The organism is Actinocatenispora sera (genome assembly GCF_018324685.1).
GTDB lineage: Bacteria > Actinomycetota > Actinomycetes > Mycobacteriales > Micromonosporaceae > Actinocatenispora > Actinocatenispora sera.
The window spans coordinates 2,189,266-2,211,807 of the sequence record NZ_AP023354.1 but is presented as its reverse complement, the minus strand read 5'-3'; the positions used below and the strand labels follow the sequence as shown (position 1 = coordinate 2,211,807).

32 protein-coding genes are annotated in these 22,542 nt (G+C 70.2%); 3 read left to right on the top strand and 29 right to left on the bottom strand.

Annotated elements, in window-relative coordinates; genetic code table 11:
- Positions 1-15 precede the first annotated feature (15 nt).
- Both Asera_RS10690 and Asera_RS10685 read right to left on the bottom strand, forming a co-directional pair.
- A complete protein-coding gene (locus Asera_RS10690) occupies positions 16-1,755 on the bottom strand; it encodes an ATP-binding cassette domain-containing protein (RefSeq protein ID WP_030446797.1) in 1,740 nt (579 codons plus the stop codon).
- Positions 1,756-2,031: 276 nt separating this feature from the next.
- Positions 2,032-2,652 carry a class I SAM-dependent methyltransferase gene (locus Asera_RS10685; protein ID WP_030446796.1) on the bottom strand — a complete coding sequence of 207 codons (621 nt, stop codon included), beginning with the start codon at positions 2,650-2,652 and terminating at the stop codon, positions 2,032-2,034.
- A gap of 785 nt (positions 2,653-3,437) precedes the next feature.
- Here Asera_RS10685 and Asera_RS10680 point away from each other — a divergent pair.
- Positions 3,438-4,412 carry a hypothetical protein gene (locus Asera_RS10680; RefSeq protein WP_030446795.1) on the top strand — a complete coding sequence of 325 codons (975 nt, stop codon included), beginning with the start codon at positions 3,438-3,440 and terminating at the stop codon, positions 4,410-4,412.
- A 450-nt stretch (positions 4,413-4,862) separates the two neighbouring features.
- On the opposite strand, the gene Asera_RS10675 is transcribed toward Asera_RS10680, so the two are convergent.
- Together Asera_RS10675 and Asera_RS10670 are read right to left on the bottom strand one after the other, a co-directional pair.
- Positions 4,863-5,417 carry a TIGR03086 family metal-binding protein gene (locus Asera_RS10675; RefSeq protein WP_030446794.1) on the bottom strand — a complete coding sequence of 185 codons (555 nt, stop codon included), beginning with the start codon at positions 5,415-5,417 and terminating at the stop codon, positions 4,863-4,865.
- 46 nt (positions 5,418-5,463) lie between these two features.
- A complete protein-coding gene (locus Asera_RS10670) occupies positions 5,464-6,303 on the bottom strand; it encodes a helix-turn-helix transcriptional regulator (protein WP_084131684.1) in 840 nt (279 codons plus the stop codon).
- A gap of 207 nt (positions 6,304-6,510) precedes the next feature.
- Between Asera_RS10670 and Asera_RS10665 the strand changes: the two genes are divergently transcribed.
- Positions 6,511-7,242 (top strand): DUF7873 family protein, encoded by a 732-nt coding sequence (locus tag Asera_RS10665; protein ID WP_030446792.1) that lies wholly within the window; start codon positions 6,511-6,513, stop codon positions 7,240-7,242.
- Positions 7,243-7,908: 666 nt separating this feature from the next.
- Entirely contained in the window at positions 7,909-8,415 is a 507-nt protein-coding gene (locus Asera_RS10660; protein WP_035296859.1) for a GNAT family N-acetyltransferase, read from the top strand.
- Between the two features lie 32 nt (positions 8,416-8,447).
- On the opposite strand, the gene truA is transcribed toward Asera_RS10660, so the two are convergent.
- The 25 genes from truA to rplP all read right to left on the bottom strand — a co-directional run bounded on the left by truA (position 8,448) and on the right by rplP (position 22,540).
- Positions 8,448-9,287, bottom strand: coding sequence for a tRNA pseudouridine(38-40) synthase TruA (gene truA, locus Asera_RS10655; RefSeq protein WP_030446790.1), 840 nt, complete (start codon positions 9,285-9,287; stop codon positions 8,448-8,450).
- Positions 9,288-9,360: 73 nt separating this feature from the next.
- The gene (gene rplQ, locus Asera_RS10650) at positions 9,361-9,864 is read right to left on the bottom strand and encodes a 50S ribosomal protein L17 (RefSeq protein ID WP_030446789.1); all 504 of its coding nucleotides are present in this window, start codon (positions 9,862-9,864) and stop codon (positions 9,361-9,363) included.
- A gap of 74 nt (positions 9,865-9,938) precedes the next feature.
- Positions 9,939-10,961, bottom strand: a complete 1,023-nt coding sequence (locus tag Asera_RS10645; RefSeq protein ID WP_030446788.1) for a DNA-directed RNA polymerase subunit alpha — start codon at positions 10,959-10,961, stop codon at positions 9,939-9,941.
- A gap of 127 nt (positions 10,962-11,088) precedes the next feature.
- Positions 11,089-11,715 (bottom strand): 30S ribosomal protein S4, encoded by a 627-nt coding sequence (rpsD, locus tag Asera_RS10640; protein ID WP_030446787.1) that lies wholly within the window; start codon positions 11,713-11,715, stop codon positions 11,089-11,091.
- Between the two features lie 16 nt (positions 11,716-11,731).
- Positions 11,732-12,133, bottom strand: a complete 402-nt coding sequence (gene rpsK / locus Asera_RS10635) for a 30S ribosomal protein S11 (RefSeq protein ID WP_030446786.1) — start codon at positions 12,131-12,133, stop codon at positions 11,732-11,734.
- Positions 12,134-12,164: 31 nt separating this feature from the next.
- On the bottom strand, positions 12,165-12,545 hold the full coding sequence (rpsM, locus tag Asera_RS10630; protein ID WP_030446785.1) for a 30S ribosomal protein S13: 381 nt from the start codon (positions 12,543-12,545) through the stop codon (positions 12,165-12,167).
- Positions 12,546-12,694: 149 nt separating this feature from the next.
- Positions 12,695-12,808 (bottom strand): 50S ribosomal protein L36, encoded by a 114-nt coding sequence (rpmJ, locus tag Asera_RS10625; RefSeq protein ID WP_021596712.1) that lies wholly within the window; start codon positions 12,806-12,808, stop codon positions 12,695-12,697.
- A 149-nt stretch (positions 12,809-12,957) separates the two neighbouring features.
- Positions 12,958-13,179, bottom strand: coding sequence for a translation initiation factor IF-1 (gene infA, locus Asera_RS10620; protein WP_030446784.1), 222 nt, complete (start codon positions 13,177-13,179; stop codon positions 12,958-12,960).
- 249 nt (positions 13,180-13,428) lie between these two features.
- Positions 13,429-13,854: a DUF1707 SHOCT-like domain-containing protein gene (locus Asera_RS10615; RefSeq protein WP_244843820.1), complete on the bottom strand. Its 426-nt coding sequence runs from the start codon at positions 13,852-13,854 to the stop codon at positions 13,429-13,431.
- Between the two features lie 90 nt (positions 13,855-13,944).
- Positions 13,945-14,769: a type I methionyl aminopeptidase gene (gene map, locus Asera_RS10610; protein WP_030446782.1), complete on the bottom strand. Its 825-nt coding sequence runs from the start codon at positions 14,767-14,769 to the stop codon at positions 13,945-13,947.
- Positions 14,770-14,841: 72 nt separating this feature from the next.
- On the bottom strand, positions 14,842-15,495 hold the full coding sequence (locus Asera_RS10605; RefSeq protein WP_212804550.1) for an adenylate kinase: 654 nt from the start codon (positions 15,493-15,495) through the stop codon (positions 14,842-14,844).
- Between the two features lie 246 nt (positions 15,496-15,741).
- On the bottom strand, positions 15,742-17,127 hold the full coding sequence (gene secY, locus Asera_RS10600) for a preprotein translocase subunit SecY (RefSeq protein ID WP_425305941.1): 1,386 nt from the start codon (positions 17,125-17,127) through the stop codon (positions 15,742-15,744).
- Between the two features lie 141 nt (positions 17,128-17,268).
- Positions 17,269-17,712, bottom strand: coding sequence for a 50S ribosomal protein L15 (gene rplO / locus Asera_RS10595; RefSeq protein ID WP_030446779.1), 444 nt, complete (start codon positions 17,710-17,712; stop codon positions 17,269-17,271).
- 2 nt (positions 17,713-17,714) lie between these two features.
- Positions 17,715-17,897 (bottom strand): 50S ribosomal protein L30, encoded by a 183-nt coding sequence (gene rpmD / locus Asera_RS10590; protein WP_030446778.1) that lies wholly within the window; start codon positions 17,895-17,897, stop codon positions 17,715-17,717.
- A gap of 14 nt (positions 17,898-17,911) precedes the next feature.
- The gene (gene rpsE, locus Asera_RS10585) at positions 17,912-18,511 is read right to left on the bottom strand and encodes a 30S ribosomal protein S5 (RefSeq protein WP_030446777.1); all 600 of its coding nucleotides are present in this window, start codon (positions 18,509-18,511) and stop codon (positions 17,912-17,914) included.
- 63 nt (positions 18,512-18,574) lie between these two features.
- On the bottom strand, positions 18,575-18,970 hold the full coding sequence (gene rplR, locus Asera_RS10580; RefSeq protein WP_030446776.1) for a 50S ribosomal protein L18: 396 nt from the start codon (positions 18,968-18,970) through the stop codon (positions 18,575-18,577).
- Positions 18,970-19,506: a 50S ribosomal protein L6 gene (rplF, locus tag Asera_RS10575; protein ID WP_030446775.1), complete on the bottom strand. Its 537-nt coding sequence runs from the start codon at positions 19,504-19,506 to the stop codon at positions 18,970-18,972. The genes rplR and rplF overlap by 1 nt, the downstream gene beginning before the upstream one ends.
- Before the next feature lie 15 nt (positions 19,507-19,521).
- The gene (gene rpsH / locus Asera_RS10570) at positions 19,522-19,929 is read right to left on the bottom strand and encodes a 30S ribosomal protein S8 (protein ID WP_030446774.1); all 408 of its coding nucleotides are present in this window, start codon (positions 19,927-19,929) and stop codon (positions 19,522-19,524) included.
- 71 nt (positions 19,930-20,000) lie between these two features.
- Positions 20,001-20,186, bottom strand: coding sequence for a type Z 30S ribosomal protein S14 (locus Asera_RS10565; RefSeq protein WP_030446773.1), 186 nt, complete (start codon positions 20,184-20,186; stop codon positions 20,001-20,003).
- 1 nt (position 20,187) lies between these two features.
- Positions 20,188-20,757 carry a 50S ribosomal protein L5 gene (gene rplE / locus Asera_RS10560; RefSeq protein WP_030446772.1) on the bottom strand — a complete coding sequence of 190 codons (570 nt, stop codon included), beginning with the start codon at positions 20,755-20,757 and terminating at the stop codon, positions 20,188-20,190.
- The gene (gene rplX, locus Asera_RS10555; RefSeq protein ID WP_030446771.1) at positions 20,757-21,071 is read right to left on the bottom strand and encodes a 50S ribosomal protein L24; all 315 of its coding nucleotides are present in this window, start codon (positions 21,069-21,071) and stop codon (positions 20,757-20,759) included. Before rplX ends, rplE begins: the two co-directional genes overlap by 1 nt.
- 4 nt (positions 21,072-21,075) lie before the next feature.
- Positions 21,076-21,444, bottom strand: a complete 369-nt coding sequence (rplN, locus tag Asera_RS10550; protein ID WP_030446770.1) for a 50S ribosomal protein L14 — start codon at positions 21,442-21,444, stop codon at positions 21,076-21,078.
- Between the two features lie 90 nt (positions 21,445-21,534).
- Positions 21,535-21,807, bottom strand: a complete 273-nt coding sequence (rpsQ, locus tag Asera_RS10545; protein ID WP_030446769.1) for a 30S ribosomal protein S17 — start codon at positions 21,805-21,807, stop codon at positions 21,535-21,537.
- Positions 21,808-21,884: 77 nt separating this feature from the next.
- Positions 21,885-22,115: a 50S ribosomal protein L29 gene (gene rpmC / locus Asera_RS10540; protein WP_030446768.1), complete on the bottom strand. Its 231-nt coding sequence runs from the start codon at positions 22,113-22,115 to the stop codon at positions 21,885-21,887.
- Positions 22,115-22,540, bottom strand: a complete 426-nt coding sequence (gene rplP, locus Asera_RS10535; protein ID WP_030446767.1) for a 50S ribosomal protein L16 — start codon at positions 22,538-22,540, stop codon at positions 22,115-22,117. Before rplP ends, rpmC begins: the two co-directional genes overlap by 1 nt.
- Between the last annotated feature and the right edge of the window lie 2 nt (positions 22,541-22,542).

Below are 22,542 nucleotides of genomic sequence, written 5' to 3'. Positions count from 1 at the left end.
GCCCGCACCGCCCCGTCAGCGGACGTCCCAGACCGGCTCGGGGGTCTCGGTGACGGTGCCGTCGTTGGCGATCGTGACGAACCGGTCGAAGCCGCGGGTGAACCAGCGGTCGTGGGTGACCGCGACGACCGTACCGGCGAACGACGCGAGCCCGGCCTCCAGCGCCTCGGCGCTGACCAGGTCGAGGTTGTCGGTCGGCTCGTCGAGCAGCAGCAACGTCGCCCCGGACAGTTCCAGCAGCAGGATCAGGAACCGGGCCTGCTGGCCGCCGGAGAGGGTGTCGAAGTCCTGCTCGGACTGCAACGCCAGCTCGTACCGGCTGAGCGCCTTCATCGCCGCCGACCGGTCCATGCCGGGCCGGTCGCCGTCCCCGTGCCACAGGATGTCCCGCAGCGACCGCCGGCTCCCCGAACCGTCCCCTTCGGACCCCGGTACCCGTCCGGACAGTTCCGGCCGGTCGTGGGTCTGCGAGAAGTGGCCGGGCCGCACCCGCGCACCGAGCCGCACCACGCCGGTGTGCGCCACCGGTTTCAGGTGCGTACCGGGCAGCACGGTGCCCGGCTCGGGGTCGGTACCGCCGAGCGCCAGCAGCCGCAGCAGGTGCGACTTGCCGGTGCCGTTGGCGCCCAGCACCGCGACCCGGTCGCCGTACCAGATCTCCAGGTCGAACGGGTCGGTCAGGCCGGTGAGCGACAGCTGCTCGCAGATGACCGCGCGCTTGCCGGTCCGGCCGCCGCGCAGGTCGATCCGGATGTCCTGGTCGCGCGGGCGCTCGGGCGGCGGACCGGCCTCCTCGAACCTCGCCAGCCGGGTCTTCGCCGCCTGCAGCCGGCTCGCCATGTCCGCGTTGTACTTCGCCTTCTCCCGGTACATCAGCACCAGCTGCTTGATCTTGGCGTGCTCCTCGTCCCACCGGCGACGCAGCTCGTCGAGCCGCTCGTACCGGTCCTCGCGGGCCTGGTGCCAGGTGGCGAAGCCGCCGCCATGCGTCCAGCAGCTACCGGACTCCAGCGTCACCACCCGGTCGGCGGTGTTCGCGAGCAGCTCCCGGTCGTGGCTGACGTACAGGATGCTCTTGTCCGAGGCGGTGAGCGCTCGCTCCAGCCGCCGCTTCGCCGGTACGTCGAGGAAGTTGTCCGGCTCGTCCAGCAGCAGCACCTCGTCCGGGCCGGCGAGCAGCAGCTCCAGCGCGAACCGCTTCTGCTCACCACCGGACAGGGTGTCGAGCCGGCGATCCCTGACGTCCGGCCACTCGGCGTCGAGCACCTCGATCGCGGCGACGTCGAACGCCACCTCCGCCTCGTACCCGCCGGCGTCGCCCCACGCCCCCAGCGCCTCGGCGTACTGCAGCTGGGCCCGCCGGGCCACATTGGAGAACTTGCCGCGGGTCTCCTCGGCGCGCATCCGCCGCTCCGCCGCCGCGAGGGTACGGCCGGCATCGCGCACCGTGGGCGGCGCGAGCGACAGCGCCAGGTCGCCGAGCGTCCAGCCGCCGTGCGGCGCATCGATGCCGGGGATCGCCCGGTTCATCCCGATGAACTGGCGCATCACGCCCAGGCCGCCGGACCTGGCGATCGCGCCGGTCCGCACCGGCGTGTCACCGGCGACCATCGAGACCAGCGTCGTCTTGCCGGCGCCGTTCGCGCCGATCAGGGCGACCTTGGCGCCCTCACCGACCCGGAACGACACGTCCGAGAACAGTTCCCGGCCATCCGGCAACACCTGCGCCACCCCGGCCACGTCCACATACCCCACGGCTACCGGAGTCTGCCGCCCCACCGCCCGGAACGCGAACCCAATTCGCACCGTCGCCCGAGTCGATCAAGAGACGCGGCCATCGACCAAGCGATGGCGTCGTTGATCAAGGGATGCGGTCGTCGACCAAGGGAGGCGGTCGTCGACCAAGGGAGGCGGTCGTCGATCAAGGGAGGCGGTCGTTGATCAAGGGATTCGTACACGATGGCCCAGCACCGAGTGTCCCGATCCCTTGATCAACTTCGCCAGCGCTTGATCAACTTCGCCAGCGCTTGATCAACTCTCCGGCGCGTCGGCACGGTGGCTGACGCTGAGCACCCGGTACCCCTTCTGGCTGGCGTGCCGGTCGACGGCGTAGCCGCGCTCGGTCAGCCAGCCGGCCAGCGAGTCCGCGCCGAGGTTGCGCGACACCACCAGCCAGGCCACCCCGCCGGGCGCGAGCCGCGGCAACCAGGTCTCCAGCAGCTCGTGCAGCGCCGGCTTGCCGATCCGGATCGGCGGGTTCGACCAGATCTCGTCGAACCGGACGTCCGCCGGCACCTGGTCGGGCGTCGCCGGTACGACCCGGTCGGCGGCCCCGATCCGCGCCGCGTTCTCGCGCACCAGATCCAGCGCGCGGCCGTTCACGTCCACCGCGTACACGGTGGCGTCCGGCGCGCTGACCGCGAGCGTCGCCGCGATCGGCCCGTACCCGCAGCCGAGGTCGAGCAGGGTGCCGGCGCGGCGCGGCAACGGCGCCTTGCGCAGCAGTACCGCGGTGCCCGGATCCAGCCGGGACGCGGAGAACACGCCGGCGGAGGCGGTCAGTTCCAGTTCCCGACCGGCCGCGGTGAACGACACCTGCACCCGGGTCGCCGGCGCGGCCGGATCCGCGGAGAAGTAGTGGTCGTTCGACACGGCTGGTCCCCTCGAAAAGGTTGGGTACGCTGGCGCGCATGACGCACCGGGACCCACGGTATCCGGGTGGCCCCGAGCGCTTCCCCGACGCCCCGAACGGTGCCGGCAGGCCGGGACCGTCCGACGAGCAACCCACCACGCAGTCGTCGGTACCACCGCCGGCCGCGCCACCGTTCACCCCGCCACCGAGCTTCGGCGCCGGTCCCAGCTTCGGCACCGCAGCCGGCACCGCCCCCAGCTTCGGCACCGCAGCCGGCCCCGGCTTCGGCCCCGCCGCCCGCCCGGGTTCGGCCGGGCCGGGCGGCTTCGCTGGCTTCCCCGGCGCCGCAAGTGGCCCAGGTGACGGCCCCGCCGGCCTCCCCGCCACCCCGGCCAGCCCGGGTGGCTACCAGGACGCCCAGGGCGGCCCAGGCGGCGGACTCGGAACCGCGGGCAGCCCGGGTGGCTTCCAGGATGCCCCGGGCGGCCCAGGCGGCGGGCTCGCCGGATTCCAGGGCACCGCGGGCGGCCCAGGCTTTGGGCCCTCCGGTTTTCAGGCCGCCGCGGGCAGCCCGGGTAGCGACAGCCCTGCGGGCGGCACCGGCCTCGGTGCCCCAGCCGGCCACGGCATCCCCCCGTCCGGCTTCCAGGACATCCCGAGCGGCCCAGGCGAAGTCCAGGGCGCCCCGAGGGGCCCAGGCGGCGGATTCCAGGGCGGCCCCGGCTTCGGGCCGGCCGGATTCCAGGACGCCCCGAGCGGCCCAGGCGGCGGCTTCCAGGGCGGCCCCGGCTTCGGGCCGGCGGGCTTGCCCGGCGGTCCGGGCGGTCCGGGCGGTCCGGGCGGCGGCTGGCCCGCGGGCGGCACCGCACCGCTCGGCGGCGGGTCCACGACGCCGCGGCCCGACGAGGCCGGGTTCGCCCCGCCGGGCTGGGACGCGCCCGAGCCGTTCCCACCGTCGGGCGGGTGGCAGCCCGGCACACCGAACGACGACCGGTACCAGCAAGGCGGCGGAACGCCGGCGGACGTGTCGCCGCCGGTCACCGTCTCGCCACCGCCGGAGCGCGGACCGCGGCTGTGGCCGAAGGTACTGGCCGGCATCGTCGCCGTGGTCGTGCTGGCGGGCCTGCTCGCCGGGTCGTACGCGCTGGTCCGGCGCAGCTCGACCGACAAGCCGTCGACCAGCCCGTCCGCCCGGGCGCAGTCGCCGACCGGCAGCCCCACGCCGGAGAAGTCACCGATCGACGTCAGCGCGCGGGCCACCGATCCCGCACCGCTGACCGTCAAGGAGGTCTTCGGCGACGACGACCTGCACCCCGATCCGGGCCGGGACGCCGTCTATCACGTACTCGCCCGGGACAAGCCGCTGACCGACTGCGCCAAGGCGGCCCGCGGCCAGGTCGGCGGCGTGCTCGCGCAGTACAAATGCGACCAGGTGGTCCGGGCGACGGTGGCCGCGCCGGCCAAGGGGTACGTGGCCACCATCGGGATCGCCAACCTGGCCGACTCGGGCGGCGCCCAGGCGGCCACCGACAAGATCAAGAATCTCGGCAAGGCGGGCGACGGCGCGCTGACCGCGCTGTCCGCGCCGGGGGCGAGCAAGCTGGCGAAGTCGCCGACCGCCTTCACCCTCCAGCCGTACGGGCACTACCTGCTCTACGTCGTCGTCGGCCGCACCGACGGGAAGGCGCCGAGCGCCGACGCGACCACCCAGCAGATCGTGACCGACCTGGTGCAGAGCTACCTGACCGGCGTGATCGACGCCCGCCGTACCGCCAACTGACCCGACCGCCGGCAGCACCCCCACCGCACCGCCGCCCGACGCGACCGCCGACAGTGCTCCCGGGGCACCGCCGCCGGACCGGGCCGCCGACAGCACTCCCGGGGCACCGCCACCCGACCCGACCGCCGGCCACATACCGACGGCCGGCAACACCGCTGGCCGCGCACCCGCCACACCGCCGCCCACGCAACCGCCGACAGCACTCCCGGGGCACCGCCACCCGGCGCGACCGCCGGCCACACGCCGCCGCATACCGACGGCCAGCCGCACAGCTGGCCGCGCGCCCGCCACAGCGCGAACTGACACGCACCTGCCGCGCACCGCCCGCCGATGCGACCGCCGGCGGTAGAGCCACCGCGGCGCCGGGCGACGCGGGCGGCGGCAGCACCGGCGCGCCGAGCGTCGGCGCCGATGGTCCGGCGCCGCTCAGCGTCCGATTCGGCGACCAGGTCAGTGCCGCGGGTCGCGGCCGAGCAGGCCGAGCAACCGGTCCTGTTCCGGCGCGTCCGACGGAACCGGCACGGCCGGCCCGCACACCCCGTCGGTACGCAGCATCTCGCCCATCCCGACCGCCTGCTCGTACGTGGAGTGCACCTCGTCGGCCGGCAATGTCTCGTCGCCGCCTGTCGCGCGGGCGATGTCCCAACCGTGAATCAGCAGGTCGAACAGGCAGAAGCCGGCGACGGTCTGCTGCAACGAGGTGCGCCCGAACATGCCGTCGTACTCCAGCCCGGCGCGCGCCGGATCGGCCAGGATCTCCTGCATCTGGTCCCGGGCACCGCGCCAGGAGCCGACCGGGTCGTCGTCCACCGAGCCGATCGTCACGGTCAGCCCGACGTGCGCGGGCATGTCCCGGTACGAGGTTTCCAGTACGTGCCGGAGCACGTCGCGCGCCGTCCAGCCGGTGCACGGCGACGCGTTGTCCCATGCGGTGTCCGGTACCGCGACGACCCGTCGATCGAACTCGGCGGCGAGTTTGTGGTGCCGTTGCGCGATCTCACTCATGCCCTCATCCTGCGCCGCCGCGCCCGCCTCGTCGTGTACGAATCGGTCATCGGCCGGCCGGCGCGAGCGGTGCCGGGCGGGCGCCCACGAGTACCGCGGGGCTGACGCCGGCGATCTGCCGGCAGTCCCGGGACAGGTGCGGCTGGTCGGTGTACCCGGCGAGGACGGCCAGCGTGGCGAGCCCGGCGTCGGTGCGTCGGGCCAGCGCCAGGAACCGTTGCAGCCGGAGGATCCGCCGCAGGGTGGCCGGCCCGTACCCGAAGGCGGCCTGGCATCGCCGGTGCAGCTGCCGGCCGCTGCGGCCGGCCTCGTCGGCCAGCTCGGTCACCGAGGTGGCCGGGTCGGCACCGAGCAGCCCGGCGACGGTGGCGGCGACCGGATCCGGCTCGGCCGCCTCGGCCAGCCAACCCCGGGCCGTACCGTGCAGCAGGTCGAGCCGGGCCGACGGGTCCCGCGCCGTGTCGAGCTGGTCGGCCAGCCGGCGCGCGAACCGGGCGCCGAACACGTCGTCCACCGGCACCCGCCGGTCGCGCAGTTCGGCGACGTCCAGCCGCAGCGCCGCGGCCGCCTGCCCGGGGCGAAACCGGATGCCGACCGCCTCGACCGGCCGCGGCAGGTCGGTCTGCCAGGCGGTGGTTTCCGGGCCGCAGAGCCAGACCGCGCCGGTGTCGAGCCACAGCAGCTCCACCGAGCCGTCCGGAACCAGCCGGTATCGCCCGGCCATCCGTGCGGCCCAGCCGACTGCCAGGCCCCCGGCGAGGTCGACGGGCGGCGGCGCCGGGCGGTACCAGGTGTCGCCGGCCGGCGCGATCCACTCGGCGGCGCTCGCCGCGGCGGGCGCGGACCAGGCGCCGGTGGTGGCCGCGCTTCGACCTCTCCCGGTCATGCGATCGAGGCTACGTCGCCCCTCCGACGTTTCGGTCCTCCCGAGGGCCCGCCCGGCGCCGGGCGGGTGGCGTAGCGCCCGCGCGACGACTCCGCGGGGCGAAATCGGGTGCTGGACGGTTGCCGGCGAAAGGTAGCCTCCGACGCCGAACGACCCATCCCGTCGCCGCCGAGGACCGGCCGGAATACAACGACGAAAGCAGACACGATGGCCAAGCTGAACCAGATCATCGCCGTGGAGAAGGGCGTCAAGAGCCGCTCGTTCGCCGAGCTCACCGCGAGCCACCACACCCTGCAGAAGCAGGCGGCGCTGTCCGGCATCTCCCGGACGTACCAGCCGAAGGACGAGGAGGGCGAGCGGCTGCCGCCGGAGTCGACCCGGGTTCAGGTGAAGGCCGAGGAGGTGATCCGGGAGACGACCCGGATCCTCACCAAGCTGTTCGACGTGACGGCGACGAAGGACTGGGCGAACTGCGTCGCCCGCGCCGACGTGGTCGTCGACGGCCGGACGATCCTCGCCGAGGTGCCGGTGACCTACCTGCTGTTCCTGGAGAAGCAGCTGGTCGACCTGCACACGTTCGTGCGCAAGCTGCCGGTGCTGGATGCGGCCGAGTCGTGGAACTACGACTCGTCCGCAGACTGCTTCGCCACCGAGCCGGTGCAGACGCTGCGGACCCGGAAGGTGCCGCGCAACCACGTCAAGGCGGAGGCGACCGAGAAGCACCCGGCGCAGGTCGAGGTGTACCACGAGGACGTGACGGTGGGCTACTGGCGCACCGTGAAGTTCTCCGGTGCGCTGCCGGCCAGCCGGGTCAACGAGCTGATCGACCGGGTGGAGAAGCTGCAGGCGGCGGTCAAGTTCGCCCGCGAGGACGCGAACGGCACCGAGGTCGAGGACCGCAAGGTCGGCGAGCGCGTGCTGGGCTACCTGTTCGGCTGACGCCCGCGCGCCCCGCGCCCGCGCGCGACGAATGCACTCGAACGTCTTGCTGGCGCCGGTTATGCTGGCCGCGCGCCACAGGAGCGCAGACTGAGACTGATGTTCAGCCTGAACCAGGGTCGCGCAGGCAGGGATCCTGCGCGTTCCAGGCTCCGGGTCCACAGTGGAGGTTCGAGCCCTCCTCCCGTCACTCGTGACGGGGTAGCCCAACTGGCAGAGGCAGTCCCGGAGACCGACTCACGTTCACGCTATCGCTCCAGTTTCAGCATTTCGTCGAGTGTCGAATCGAGGGAGTCAGGACGTAGACCCAGGTTGCCGGTTCGAATCCGGCCCGCCCGGCCAACGAAACCGTTGCACCGCAACGGTTTCCCATCGGGCGGTAGACTCAATGGCAGAGTCGTGGGTCGTGAAGATGATCCGGCTCTTAAACGTGTCGACGCGGCAAAGTCGGCGAGGGTTTTGAGCAGCAGGTTGGAGGTTCGAGTCCTCCTCGGCGGTTGCGCCGGTAGCTCAATCAGGTAGAGCAGTTGCAATCCCATTGGACCCGGCGGATGGCTACTCCGCCGGGTCCTCTCTTTGTGCCAGCCCGGCCGCCGTCAAGTCCATCCACAGTGGACAGTCGGATATCGTGTTTCCGGGCGGTACCCGGCGCGCTACGGTCGGCGGATGGTGGGACGCTACGACACGCCGCGGTTGCGGCTGGAGCCGATCGAACCGGCGCACGCGGTCGAGCTGTGGCGGCTGCACGCCGACGAGCCGGTCGCCATCTGGTGGCTCGGCCGGCTGCGGCTGCCCCAGGCACAGGCCGTCGCGGACGAGATGGCCGCCGGCTGGGCGCGCGACGGCGTGCACAAGTGGATCGCGTACGACCGGGTCAGCGGCGAGCTGGTCGGCCGCGGCGGGCTGTCCTACCAGCACGTCGACGGTGCCCGCCGGCTCGAGATCGGCTGGATCGTCCGGGCCCGGTACTGGGGGCGCGGCTACGCCACCGAGATCGGCCGCGCCGGGCTGGAGGTCGGCTTCGGCGAGCTGGGCGCCGACGAGATCGTCGCGTTCACCGAGCCGGACAACCTGCGGTCCCGCGCGGTGATGGAGCGGCTCGGCATGCGCGATCCGCGCCCGATCAGGCACCATGGCGAGCACTTCGTGCTCTACACCCTGCCCCGGCCCTGAACCGCGAGCCCGTCCAGCAGTCACGCGCGGCGCTAGGTGTCGCGGCGACGGCGGGTGGCGGCGTCCCGGCTGGCCCAGGCGGCCGGATCGGTCGGGTAGTCGACGCCGACCAGGGTCAGGCCGTGCGCCGGCGCCACGGTGACCTCGCTGGAGCGCTCGGTACGGGTCAGCAGGCCGGCCGGCCAGTCCACCGGGCGCCGGCCCTCACCGACCGCCAGCAGCGCGCCGACCAGGCTGCGCACCATCGCCTGGCAGAACGCGTCCGCCGACACCGCGACCGTGACGACGTCGCCGTCCCGGCGCACGTCGAGCCGCTGCAGCTCGCGGATCGTGGTCGCGTCCGGCTTGCGCCGGCAGTACGCGGCGAAGTCGTGCTCGCCGAGCAGGCCCGGCGCGGCGGCCGCCATCGCGTCCGCCGACAGCGGCCGCGGCCAGCCCAGCGTGTCGAACCGGCGCAGCGGCGGCGGCCCGGCCGGGTCGTCGGTGATCCGGTACCGGTAGTGCCGGCGGAAGGCGGAGAACCGCGCGTCGAACCGGTCGTCGACGACCTCGACGCTCGGCACCCGCACGTCCGGTGGCAGCACTCCGGCAAGCCGCCGTACCAGTACCACCGGGTCCGGCTCGCCGGCGCCGCGAGCGGTGGCCACCCGCTGCCACTGCTCGTCCGGTACGTCGACGTGACAGACCTGCCCGGTGGCGTGCACGCCGGCGTCGGTCCGCCCGGCGACGGTCAGCCCGGTCGCCGGGTCGAACAGGCGGTCCAGCGCCGCGGCCAGCTCACCCGCGACAGTGCGCCGCTCCGGCTGCACCGCCCAGCCGGAGAACCCGGTCCCGTCGTACGCCACCCGCAGCCGCAGCCGCACCGCCACCACCTTCGCTTCCGGTACGCACCGAGCCCGCCACCACGGGGGTGACGGGCTCGGGCATCGTACTGCGAGGAGAGACCTACTCCTCGGTCTTGCTCTCGTCGGACGCGGCCGGCTCGTCGGCCTCCGCGGCCGGAGCCGGCGTCGACTCCTCCGGAGCCAGCGCGGCGGCGTTGTCCTGCTTCTTCGCCGGGCGGGAGGCGCGGGCCGGCGTCGCCGGCTCGGCCAGCTCCTCGACCAGCTCGATGACGGCCATCGGCGCGTTGTCGCCCTTGCGCGGACCCACCTTCACGATCCGGGTGTAGCCACCCGGCCGGGCGGTGAACCGCGGCGCGATCTCGGCGAACAGCTGGTACGCCACGTCCTTGTCGCGGATGACGGTGGCAACCCGGCGACGCGCGTGCAGATCGCCGCGCTTGGCGAAGGTCACCATCCGCTCAGCCAGCGGGCGGACCCGCTTGGCCTTGGCCTCGGTGGTGGTGATCCGGCCGTGCTTGAACAGCGACGTCGCCAGGTTCGCCAGCAGCATCCGCTCGTGGGCCGGGCTGCCACCCAGGCGGGCACCCCTGGTCGGCTTGGGCATTTCTCAGGCTCCTTATTCCAGTGCGGCTCGGGGGTGCCCCTTGCCGGCGAAGTACTCCAGCTCGGAACTGCAGCTCAGAGCTGCTCGGTCTCGCGGTAGTCGTTGCCGTCGTAGTCCGGCTCGGCGAAGCTCTCCGCGACGCTGGCGGGGTCGAACCCGGGAGCCTGGTCCTTGAGGCCCAGCCCCATACCGGCCAGCTTCATCTTGACCTCGTCGATGGACTTCTGCCCGAAGTTCCGGATGTCCAGCAGGTCGGCCTCGGTGCGAGACAGCAGCTCACCGACGCTGTTGATGCCCTCGCGCTTGAGGCAGTTGTACGACCGGACGGTCAGGTCCAGCTCCTCGATCGGCAGCGCCAGATCGGCAGCGAGCTGCGCATCCTGCGGCGACGGGCCGATGTCGATGCCCTCGGCCGCCTCGTCCAGCTCCCGGGCCAGCCCGAACAGCTCGACCAGGGTCGAACCGGCGGAGGCCAGCGCGGTGCGCGGCGAGATCGAGTTCTTGGTCTCGACGTCCAGGATCAGCTTGTCGAAGTCGGTGCGCTGCTCGACACGAGTGGCCTCGACCCGGTAGCTGACCTTGAGCACCGGCGAGTAGATCGAGTCGACCGGGATCCGGCCGATCTCCTGGCCCTGCTGCTTGTTCTGCGCCGCGGTCACGTACCCCCGGCCGCGCTCGACGACGAGCTCCATGTCCAGCCGACCCTTGTCGTTCAGGGTGGCCAGGTGCAGGTCGGGGTTGTGCACCTCGACGCCGGCCGGCGGCTGGATGTCGCCCGCGGTGACCGGGCCCGGGCCCTGCTTGCGCAGGTACATGGTGACCGGCTCGTCGTGCTCGGAGCTGACGGTCAGCTCCTTGATGTTCAGCACCAGGTCGACGACGTCCTCCTTGACCCCGGGGATCGTCGTGAACTCGTGCAGCACGCCGTCGATCTTGATGCTGGTGACGGCCGCGCCGGGAATCGAGCTGAGCAGGGTACGCCGCAGCGAGTTGCCGAGGGTGTACCCGAAGCCGGGCTCCAACGGCTCGATCGTGAACCGCGAACGGTTCTCGACGATCGATTCCTCGGACAGCGACGGCCGCTGGGTGATGAGCACGGTGTATCTCCTTCTAAGTCGGGCGCCCGCCATATGACGCCGCAAACTTCACGCCGCGGTTCCGGGATGTGCGCCCCGGCCGGGTCGCGAACCGCGGGCAGCGGCCCGCGACCCGATCCCGCGGGTATTACTTCGAGTAGTACTCGACGATGAGCTGCTCCTGCACCGGCGTGTCGATGACCTGCCGGGCCGGCGTCGAGTGGATCAGGACCTTCAGCTGGCCGGGGATCGCCTCCAGCCACGCCGGGACGGTCTTCTCGCCGGCCTCGGCCCGCGCGACCACGAACGGCGTCAGCTCGCGGGACTTCTCCCGGACCTCGACGATGTCGTGCTCGGAGACCTGGTACGACGGGATGTCGACCTTGCGGCCGTTCACCACGATGTGACCGTGCCGGATCAGCTGGCGAGCCATGTCGCGCGACTTCGCGTAGCCGGCCCGGTAGAGCACGTTGTCCAGCCGCATCTCCAGCAGCTGCAGCAGCGCCTCACCGGTCTTGCCCTTCTGCCGGTTCGCCTCGTCGTAGTACCGGACGAACTGCTTCTCGAGCACGCCGTAGACCCGCTTGGCCTTCTGCTTCTCACGCAGCTGGAGCAGGTACTCGGTCTCCTTGAGCCGACCGCGGCCGTGCTGACCGGGCGGGTAGGGACGCGACTCCAGCGGGCACTTCGGGCCCTCGCACTTGCTGCCCTTGAGGTACAGCTTCATCTTCTCGCGACGGCACCGGCGGCAGTCCGCGCCTGTGTAACGAGCCATGATTCTCTGCTCCCCCTCAGACCCGACGCCGCTTCGGCGGACGGCATCCGTTGTGCGGCTGCGGCGTGACGTCCTGGATCGAACCGACCTCGAGACCGGCGCCCTGCAGCGACCGGATCGCGGTCTCCCGGCCGGAGCCGGGACCCTTGACGAACACGTCGACCTTGCGCATGCCGTGCTCCATGGCACGGCGGGCGGCGGCCTCGGCCGCCATCTGCGCCGCGAACGGGGTCGACTTGCGGGAGCCCTTGAAACCGACCTGGCCGGACGACGCCCACGAAATCACCGCGCCGGTGGGGTCGGTGATCGACACGATCGTGTTGTTGAACGTGCTCTTGATGTGGGCGTGGCCGTGGGCCACGTTCTTCTTCTCCTTGCGCCGTACCTTCTTGGCACCGGCGCGCGCCTTGGGCGGCATACCTGTATGTCTCTCCTAATCGAGGTGGCTACTACTTCTTGCCGGGCTTCTTCTTGCCGGCGACGGTGCGCTTGGGACCCTTGCGTCCACGCGCGTTGGTACGGGTCCGCTGCCCGCGGACGGGCAGGCCGCGACGGTGCCGGATGCCCTGGTAGCAACCGATCTCGATCTTGCGCCTGATGTCCGAAGCAACCTCGCGGCGAAGGTCGCCCTCTACCTGGTAGTTGGCCTCGATCCAATCGCGGAGCGAAACCAGCTCCTCGTCGGTGAGGTCACGGACGCGCTTGTCCGGGCTGACACCGGTCTTCGCGAGCGTCTCCGCCGCGCGGGTCCGGCCCACCCCGTAGATGTACGTGAGCGCGATCTCCAGCCGCTTTTCGCGGGGGAGGTCGACGCCAACCAGACGTGCCATTGCTGGGCGTGCTCCTCGTGTCCATCCGGAGGTCTGCGCCCGTCCGTCCCCGCCCGCCCAATGAGCGGGGCCCCAGCCTCCGGGCCGGGGGTGAACTGTGAACGGGCCTTTCTGTGGTCAGCGTTGTCGATCCGCTGGGTGCTGCTGGGTCAGCCCTGACGCTGCTTGTGGCGCGGGTCGGAGCAGATCACCATGACCCGGCCGTGGCGACGGATCACCCGGCACTTGTTGCAGATCTTCTTGACGCTCGGCTTTACCTTCACGGTTGTTGGCTTCCTTGTTGCGATCCTCGCCCCGCGTATGCGGGAACGCGTTCGATCACGGACACGCGGATCCGCGTCAGCGAGCAGACGGCGAGGCATGCAGGCCACGGCCCGGCAACCTCGCCACTCGAAGCGACCCGACGAGCGGGCTACTTGTAGCGGTAGACGATGCGACCCCGAGTCAGGTCGTAGGGAGAGAGCTCCACGACGACTCGGTCTTCCGGCAGGATGCGAATGTAGTGCTGCCGCATCTTGCCGCTGATGTGTGCCAACACTCGGTGGCCGTTGGTGAGCTCCACGCGGAACATCGCGTTCGGCAGGGGCTCGACGACACGGCCCTCGATCTCGATGGCGCCGTCCTTTTTCGGCATGTCCTCCGCTAACCGTGACGAGTCGGATCCTATGGTCGACGTACAACACCCTCAGCCGCGCCCCGACTGGCCGGCCGGACGCTGTCCATCCGTCTCAGCAGGAGACGAGATCACAGGGCGTTCGGATTCCGGACACAAAGGGACGGGCGCTGTGCGCCACCGGATATCTTAGCCCGCCGCCCCGGCGCCTGCCAGCAGGGGTGGCAGAGGTCGCGTGGCGAGCCCGCCGCGGGCCGCCACGCCGACCGCTCAATGCCGCCCGTACCGCCCGGACCGGGCCAGGCCCCAGAAGCCGAAGATGAACAGCGGCCAGAACGGCACCAACACCCCACCGCTGGCCACCGAGAGCAGCACGCTCAGGCCGATGAACACGAAAACCACCGACAGCAGCGCCACCGTCCGGTTCGGATGGGCGGACCGTTGCTGCTCCCGCACCCGCGCCTGCACCGGCGGCATCGGCATCGGCACGTCGGGCAGGTCCGCGGTCAGCGGCACCAGATCGCGATAGGTCTTCGCCTGGTACGCCGACTGCACCCGCTGGTCGTACTCGTCGAGCTCCAGCCGGCCCTCGCCGAGCGCGGTGCGCAGCCGCTCGGCAACCTCCTGCCGCTCGGCATCGGAAACCCGCATGTCCTGCCGGTCCACGGCCGCCCCCTCCCCGCGCTGCAGAGCCACCACGTCCATCGTACGGCGGAGAATTCGGGAAAGCGCTTACCTCGGCCAGCTGGCCGGCTCAGTGACCTCTCAGTCGGCCGAACTCCGCCCTCACTCGGTCGAATCGACCAGAGCCGATGCCAACGAGCCGAGCCGCGCCTTGCCGCCGTCGACCGCCGTCAGCACCCACAGGCCGTCGCCGCACAGCGCGATCGAGTGCTCCACGTGCGCGGCGCGCGAGCCGTCGACGGTCACCACCGTCCACTGGTCGTCCTGCTCCACCACGTCGGGCGAGCCCATCGTGATCATCGGCTCGATGGCCAGCGCCATCCCGGTCACGAGCTTCGGCCCCCGGCCCGGCTTGCCGTAGTTGAGGATGTGCGGGTCCTGGTGCATCTCGGTGCCGATGCCGTGCCCGCCGTACCCCTCGACGATCCCGTACGGCCCGCCGGCGTGCACCGAACGCTCCACCGCGGCGGAGATGTCGGTGAGCTTCCGGCCGGTACCGGCGGCGGCGATACCCGCCCACATCGCGTCCTCGGCGACCTCGATCATCCGCAGCAGCGCCGGGTCGACCTCACCCACCGGTACGGTGATCGCCGAGTCGCCGTGCCAGCCGGCGATGATCGCGCCGGCGTCGATCGAGATGATGTCGCCTTCGGCCAGCACCTGCTTGCGGCTCGGGATCGCGTGCACGACCTGGTCGTTGACCGATGCGCAGATCGTCGCCGGATAGCCGTAGTAGCCCTTGAAGTTCGGGATGCCGCCATTGGCCCGGATGTTCTCCTCGGCCAGCTCGTCCAGTTCCGCGGTGGACACCCCCGGCGCCACCGCAGCCCGCACCTTCGCCAGCGTGTCCGCGACGAGCAGCCCGGCCCGCCGCATCATCCGAATCTGTTCCGGCGTCTTGAGCTGGATCTGCTGCTTGGCGAACAAGGTGGTTCCTCACGGATTGTGCGTACCGCCGCGGCGACCGGACGGAGCCCGGCACCGCCCGCGGACGGTCGGTCAGCCGCCGTAGGACGCGAGAGCGTCGTACGCGCGCTGGGTCACGTCCTCGACCGGCCCGACCGCGTCGAGACCGACCAGCTTGCCCTGGGCGCCGTAGTAGGCCACCAGCGGCTGGGTATCCCGCGCGTACACCCGGAGGCGCTCGGCGATCGTCTCCGGCTTGTCGTCGTCGCGCTGGAACAGCTCGGCGCCGCACCGGTCACAGACCCCGGCCACCGCCGGCGGATCGAACTCGACGTGCCAGATCTTGCCGCAGCCGCGGCAGGTGCGCCGGCCGGACAGCCGCCGGATCACCTCTTCCTCCTCGACCACCAGCTCCAGCACCAGGTCGAGGCCGGTACCGAGGTCGGCGAGCATCTTGTCGAGCTCCTGCGCCTGCGGCACGGTGCGCGGGAAGCCGTCCAGCAGGAAGCCGTCCTCGGCGTCCGGCTCGGCCAGCCGGTCGCGCACCATGTTGATCACGACCTGGTCCGGAACCAGCTCGCCGGCGTCCATGTAGCCCTTGGCCTCACGCCCCAGCTCGGTGCCCTCGGCGACGTTGGCCCGCAGGATGTCACCGGTGGAGATCTTCGGCACCGACAGGTGCGAGGCGATGAACTCCGCCTGGGTCCCCTTGCCCGCCCCGGGCGGACCCACCAGCACCAACCTCATGCCCGCCCTCCGCTTCGCTCCGGCCGGGCATGAGACACGAAGCCGCGATGCTCATGATTCGCTCGCTGACGCTCGCTCATAGCCGCCCTCCGCTTCGCTCCGGCCGGGCATGAGACACGAAGCCGCGATGCTCATGATTCGCTCGCTGACGCTCGCTCATAGCCGCCCTCCGCTTCGCTCCGGCCGGCCGCTCATACCGCCACCCCGATCCGCTCGCCGGCACATCGCTGCCGCTGCGCGGCGACACTACCGGAGGAACCCTTCGTAGTTGCGCTGCATCAGCTGCGACTCGATCTGCTTCACAGTCTCCAGGCCGACGCCAACCATGATCAGCACGGCCGTACCACCGAAGGGGAAGTTCTGGACGTTACCGCCGACCAGGCCGATGAACAGGTTCGGCAGGACGGAGATGATGCCCAGGTAGAGCGAACCGGGCAGGGTGATCCGGCTCAGGATGTAGTCGAGGTACTCGGCGGTCGGCCGGCCGGGCCGAATGCCGGGCACGAACCCGCCGTACTTCTTCATGTTGTCCGCGACCTCGGTGGGGTTGAACGTGATCGCGACGTAGAAGTACGTGAAGAAGATGATCAGCAGGAAGTAGAACAGGATGTGGAGCCAGTTGTCCTGCTGGGTGATGTAGCGGTTGATGAACACGACCACCGGGTTCGTGCTGTTCGACCCCGCCAGCTGGGTGACCAACTGCGGCAGGTAGAGCAGCGACGACGCGAAGATCACCGGGATGACGCCGGCCTGGTTGACCTTCAACGGGATGTAGGTCGAGGTGCCGCCGAACATCCGGCGGCCGATCATGCGCTTCGCGTACTGCACCGGGACCCGGCGTTGCGCCTGTTCGATGAAGACCACCGCGGCGATCACCACGACACCGATACCGAGCACGATCGCGAAGGTCAGCGTGCCCTTCTTCAGGATCGTCCAGCCTTCGGCGGGCATCCGGGCCGCGATGTTGGTGAAGATCAGCACCGACATGCCGTTGCCGACACCGCGGTCGGTGATCAGCTCACCCAGCCACATGATGCAGCCGGTGCCGGCGGTCATCGTGGTCACGATCATCACCAGCGTCAGCCAGTGCGGCAGCGGGCCGACGGTCGGGATGATGGGGTCCGGGCACTGGTTGCCGAACAGCTGGCCCGACTCGGCCAGCGCGATGTAGCCGGCCGCCTGCAGCACCGCGAGCCCGAGCGTCAGGTACCGCGTGTACTGGGTGATCTTCGCCTGGCCGGACTGGCCTTCCTTCTTCAGCAGCTCCAACCGCGGAATCACCACGGTGAGCAGCTGCAGGATGATGCTCGCGGTGATGTAGGGCATGATGCCCAGCGCGAACACACTCAACTGGAACAGCGCGCCACCGGAGAAGAGGTTCAGCAGGGTGAAGACGTCCTGCGTGCCACCGGACTTCGACGCGATGCCGATACAGGTCTGCACGTTCGTGTACGACACGCCCGGGCTCGGCAACGCGGCCCCGAGCCGGAAGATGGCCAGGATGAAGACCGTGAACAGCAGTTTCTTGCGCAGGTCAGGCGTTCTGAACGCACTGACAAAGGCGGAGAGCAACTGTTCCTCCTGCGCAGACTGACCGCCGACGCGGCGGTGCGTGTCGAGACCTTCGCCCACGGCATGGCCGGGGTCCGGGGGCGACTCTAACAGTACGGGCGTTTACGGCGGTATCCGTGCCGGCCACTTCCGTACCGACATGAGACCGCGCCGTTGTGAACACCCTGCTGGGGCTCACAACGGCGCGGCAAATTGCTTCACTTACAGCTCGGTGACCGAACCACCGGCGGCGGTGATCTTCTCCTTGGCGGAGCCGCTGAACGCGTGCGCCGCAACCTGGAGCTTGACCCCACCGAGATCGCCGGAACCCAGCACCTTCACCGGCTCACCGGCGCGCACCGCGCCGGCCTTCGCCAGCTCGACCGGGCCGATCTCGCCGCCGTTCGGGAACAGCGCGGCCAGCCGGTCGAGGTTGACCACCTGGTAGGTGACCTTGAACCGGTTCTTGAAGCCCTTCAGCTTCGGCAGCCGCATGTGGATGGGCATCTGCCCACCCTCGAAGTACGCCGGCACGTTCTTCCGGGCCTTGGTGCCCTTCGTACCGCGGCCGGCGGTCTTGCCCTTCGAGCCCTCACCGCGGCCGACCCGCGCCTTGGCGGTCTTCGCACCCGGAGCCGGGCGCAGGTGATGCACCTTGAGCGCCATCGCTACTCCACCTCCTCAACCTGCACGAGGTGGGTCACGGTACGGACCATGCCCCGGATCTCCGGACGGTCCTCCTTGACCACCACGTCGTTGATCCGCTTCAGGCCGAGGCTGCGCAGCGTCTCGCGCTGGTTCTGCTTCGACCCGATCACGGACCGGACCTGGGTGACCTTCAGGCGTGCCATGTCATGTCTCCCGTTCAGCTCGCCAGGCCCGCACGGGTCCGCAGCATCGCGGTCGGAGCCACGTCCTCCAGCGGCAGGCCACGGCGCGCGGCCACCTGCTCCGGAGACTCCAGGCTCTTCAGGGCTGCCACGGTGGCGTGCACGATGTTGATCGGGTTGGACGAGCCGAGGCTCTTGGACAGCACGTCGTGGATACCGGCGCACTCCAGCACGGCACGCACCGGGCCGCCCGCGATGACACCGGTACCGGCGCTGGCCGGCTTGAGCATCACGACGCCGGCCGCATCCTCGCCGATCACCGGGTGGGTGATCGTCGCACCGATGCGCGGCACCTTGAAGAAGTGCTTCTTGGCCTCCTCGACGCCCTTGGCGATCGCCGCGGGCACCTCCTTGGCCTTTCCGTATCCGACACCAACGGTACCGTCGCCGTCACCCACCACGACCAGCGCGGTGAAGCTGAAGCGTCGGCCACCTCGCACGACCTTCGCGACGCGGTTGATCTTGACGAGCCGCTCGAGGTGCGGTGTCTTCTCCGCGGCCGCGCCGCCACGGCCGCCATCCCGGCGATCCCGGCGGTTATCGCCGGATCCGCCACGGCGCTGCGGACCTGCCATCAGGCGCTACCTTTCTTAAGTCCCTCGTCACCGGGCCGGTCGGGCCCGATGCTGGTCGGTTTCCTAGAACTCCAAGCCACCGGACCGAGCGGCGTCGGCAAGCGCGGCAACCCGACCGTGGTAGGCGTTGCCGCCCCGGTCGAAGACCACCTTGGTCACACCCGCGCCCTTCGCCCGCTCGGCGAGCAGCTCGCCGACCTTGCGGGCCTGGTCCTTCTTGTCGCCGTCGGCGCCGCGCAGGGTGCCATCGAGCGTCGACGCCGCGACCAGCGTGTGGCCCCTGGTGTCGTCGATGACCTGCGCGTAGATGTGCCGCAGCGAACGGGTCACGACCAGCCGAGGACGCGCCTCGGTACCGGTGACCCGCTTGCGCACCCGGAAGTGCCGACGGTTCCGGGAAATCCGGCGCGCCGCCGCACCACCCTTCGCCGAGTTGCGGTTGGCCAGTGTGGCAGCCATTACTTACCCGCCTTTCCAGCCTTGCGGCGAACGTTCTCGCCCTGGTACCGCACACCCTTGCCCTTGTACGGCTCCGGCGGCCGGATCTTGCGGATGTTCGCCGCGATCTCACCGACCTGCTGCTTGTCGATGCCCGAGACCGTCAGCTGGGTCGGCTTCTGCACGCTGAACGTGATGCCGGCCGGCGCCGGGACCACGACCGGGTGCGAGAACCCGAGCGCGAACTCCAGGTCCTGGCCCTTGGCCTGGACACGGTAACCGGTGCCCTGGATCTCCAGCACCTTCTCGTACCCGCTCGTCACGCCGACGACCAGGTTGTTCACCAGCGTCCGGGACAGCCCGTGCAGGGCGCGCGAACGACGCTCGTCGTTCGGCCGCTCCACGTAGATGGTGCCGTCCTCGAGGCGTGCGGTGATCGGTTCGGCGAGCGTGTGCGACAGCTCGCCCTTCGGGCCCTTGACCGCGACCGTGGCACCGTCGATCTTGACGTCCACGCCGGCCGGGACCGGGATCGGCTTACGTCCAATCCGAGACATGGCTCAGCAACTCCCTTACCAGACGTAGGCGAGGACTTCCCCGCCCACGCCGCGCTTGCGAGCCTGCCTGTCGGTCAGCAGCCCCTGCGACGTCGAGATGATCGCGACGCCCAGACCGCCGAGCACCCGGGGCAGCTCGTCTGCCTTCGCATACACCCGCAGGCCCGGCTTGGAGACCCGACGGATACCGGCGAGGCTGCGCTCCCGGTTCTGGCCGAACTTCAGCTCGACGCTCAGCTTCTTGCCGACGGTACCCTCGGCCGGTTCCTCGACGGACCAGCCCGTGACGTAGCCCTCCTGCTTGAGGACCTCGGCGATGTTCGCCTTGATCTTCGAGTAGGGCATCGCCACGACATCGTGGTATGCCTGGTTGCCGTTACGCAGACGGGTCAACATGTCTGCGATCGGATCGGTCATCGTCATGTGATGTGGTGCCTTCCTCGCCCCGGTTCCCGCCTCACGGGCCTGTGGCGTTGCTTATCCAGCGTCGGCTGTTACCAGGACGCCTTGGACACACCGGGAAGCTCGCCGCGGTGCGCCATCTCACGGATGCACACCCGGCACAGCCCGAACTTGCGGTAGACCGCCCGCGGGCGACCGCAACGCTGGCAGCGAGTGTACGCACGCGCGGAGAACTTCGGCTTCCGCGCCGCCTTGATGACTAGCGCCTTCTTGGCCATGTCAGTTCTCCTTGAACGGGAAGCCCAGCAGCCGCAGCAGGTGCCGGCCCTCCTCGTCGGTCGTTGCGGACGTCACCACGGTGATGTCCATGCCGCGCACACGGTCGATCTTGTCCTGGTCGATCTCGTGGAAGACCGACTGCTCGGTGAGACCGAACGTGTAGTTGCCGTGGCCGTCGAACTGCTTCGCCGACAGGCCGCGGAAGTCGCGGATGCGCGGGAGCGAGATCGACAGCAGCCGGTCCAGGAACTCCCACATCCGGTCGCCGCGCAGGGTCACCTTCGCGCCGATCGGCATCCCCTCACGCAGCTTGAACTGCGCGATGGACTTCTTCGCCCGCCGTACCAGCGGCTTCTGGCCGGTGATCGCGGTCAGGTCACGCACCGCGCCATCGATCAGCTTGGCGTCCCGGGCCGCGTCGCCGACACCCATGTTGACGACGATCTTCACCAGACCGGGGACGGTCATCGGGTTGGCGTAGCCGAACTTCTCGACCATCCCGCCCGCGATCTCCGCCCGGTACCGCGTCTTCAGGCGCGGGGTGACCTTCTCATCAGTTGCCGTCGACATCACAGGTCCTTCTCGGAGCGCCGGGAAATCCGCACGTTGCGCCCGGACTCGTCCTTGCGGTAACCCACCCGGGTCGGGTTCCCGTCGCCGTCGATCACCATCACGTTGCTGACGTGGATCGACGCCTCCTGGGTGACGATGCCGCCACTCTGGGAACCGCGCTGGGACGTCTGGATCTTCGTGTGCTTCTTGACGCGGTTCACGCCCTCGACCAGAACCCGGTTCTGCTCCGGGTAGGCCGCGATGACCTTGCCCTTCGCGCCCCGGTCCTTGCCGGCGATGACGAGGACCGTGTCGCCCTTCTTGACCTTCATGGCCCTACAACACCTCCGGTGCCAGGGAGATGATCTTCATGAACTTCTTGTCGCGCAGCTCCCGGCCGACCGGCCCGAAGATGCGGGTGCCCCGAGGGTCCCCGCCGTCCCGGATCAGGACCGCTGCGTTCTCGTCGAAGCGGATGTACGAGCCATCCGGCCGGCGCTTTTCCTTGGCGGTACGGACGACCACGGCCTTGACCACGTCGCCCTTCTTCACACCGGCGCCCGGGATCGCGTCCTTGACTGTGGCCACGATGACGTCGCCGATGCTCGCGTAGCGCCGACCGGAGCCGCCGAGCACCCGGATGCACAGAATCTGCCTGGCACCCGTGTTGTCGGCGACGCGCAGTCGCGACTCCTGCTGAATCACGTCAACTCCTGATGTCTGCCGGTCCTCCGCTGACGCGAAGCCTGGCGGAACGTCCCGCCGCGGCCCGTTTCCGGGTCACGGCGGCTCGCTTTACTTGGCCTTCTCCAGGATCTCGACGACCCGCCACCGCTTCGTCGCCGACTGCGGGCGCGTCTCCATCAGACGCACCCGGTCGCCGACGCCGCACTGGTTCTGCTCGTCGTGCGCCTTGAGCTTGTTGGTCCGCCGCATGACCTTGCCGTACAGGGGGTGCTTGACCCTGTCCTCCACGGCGACCACGACGGTCTTGTCCATCTTGTCGCTGACCACCAGGCCCTCACGGACCTTGCGGCGGCCACGCTGCTCTGTCGTCTGCTCGCTCATGAGCACACCTCGCTTCGCTCGGCGAACGCATTCGCGACGCACAAAGCCTTTCGATTCGCTCGCTGACGCTCGCTCATTTACGCAACCTCGCTGGGCGCAGCGCTGAGGCCGAGCTCGCGCTCACGCATGATCGTGTAGATCCGGGCGATCTCCCGGCGTACCACCTGGAGCCGACGGTTGTTGTCCAGCTGCCCGGTGGCACCCTGCACGCGGAGGTTGAACAGCTCCGCCTTGGCCTCGCCGAGCTTCGTCGCGAGCTCCTCGTCGCCGAGCTCGCGCAGCTCACCAGAAGGCGTACCAGCCGCCATCAGACCTCACCCACTTCGCGCTTCACGATCCGGCACTTCATCGGAAGCTTGTGGATCGCGCGGGTCAGCGCCTCACGCGCGACCGCTTCGTTCGGGAACGACAGCTCGAACATCACCCGACCGGGCTTCACGTTGGCGACCCACCACTCGGGCGAACCCTTACCGGAACCCATCCGGGTCTCGGCCGGCTTCTTGGTCAGCGCCTGGTCCGGGAAGATGGTGATCCAGACCTTGCCGCCACGCTTGATGTGGCGGGTCATGGCGATACGTGCGGCCTCGATCTGCCGGTTGGTCACGTACGCCGGCTCCAGCGCCTGGATGCCGAACTCGCCGAACGCCACCCGGGTGCCGCCCTTGGACTTGCCGCGGCGCGTCGGGTGATGCGGCTTCCGGAAGCCCTTCGGGGGCTTACGCGGAATCAGCATTG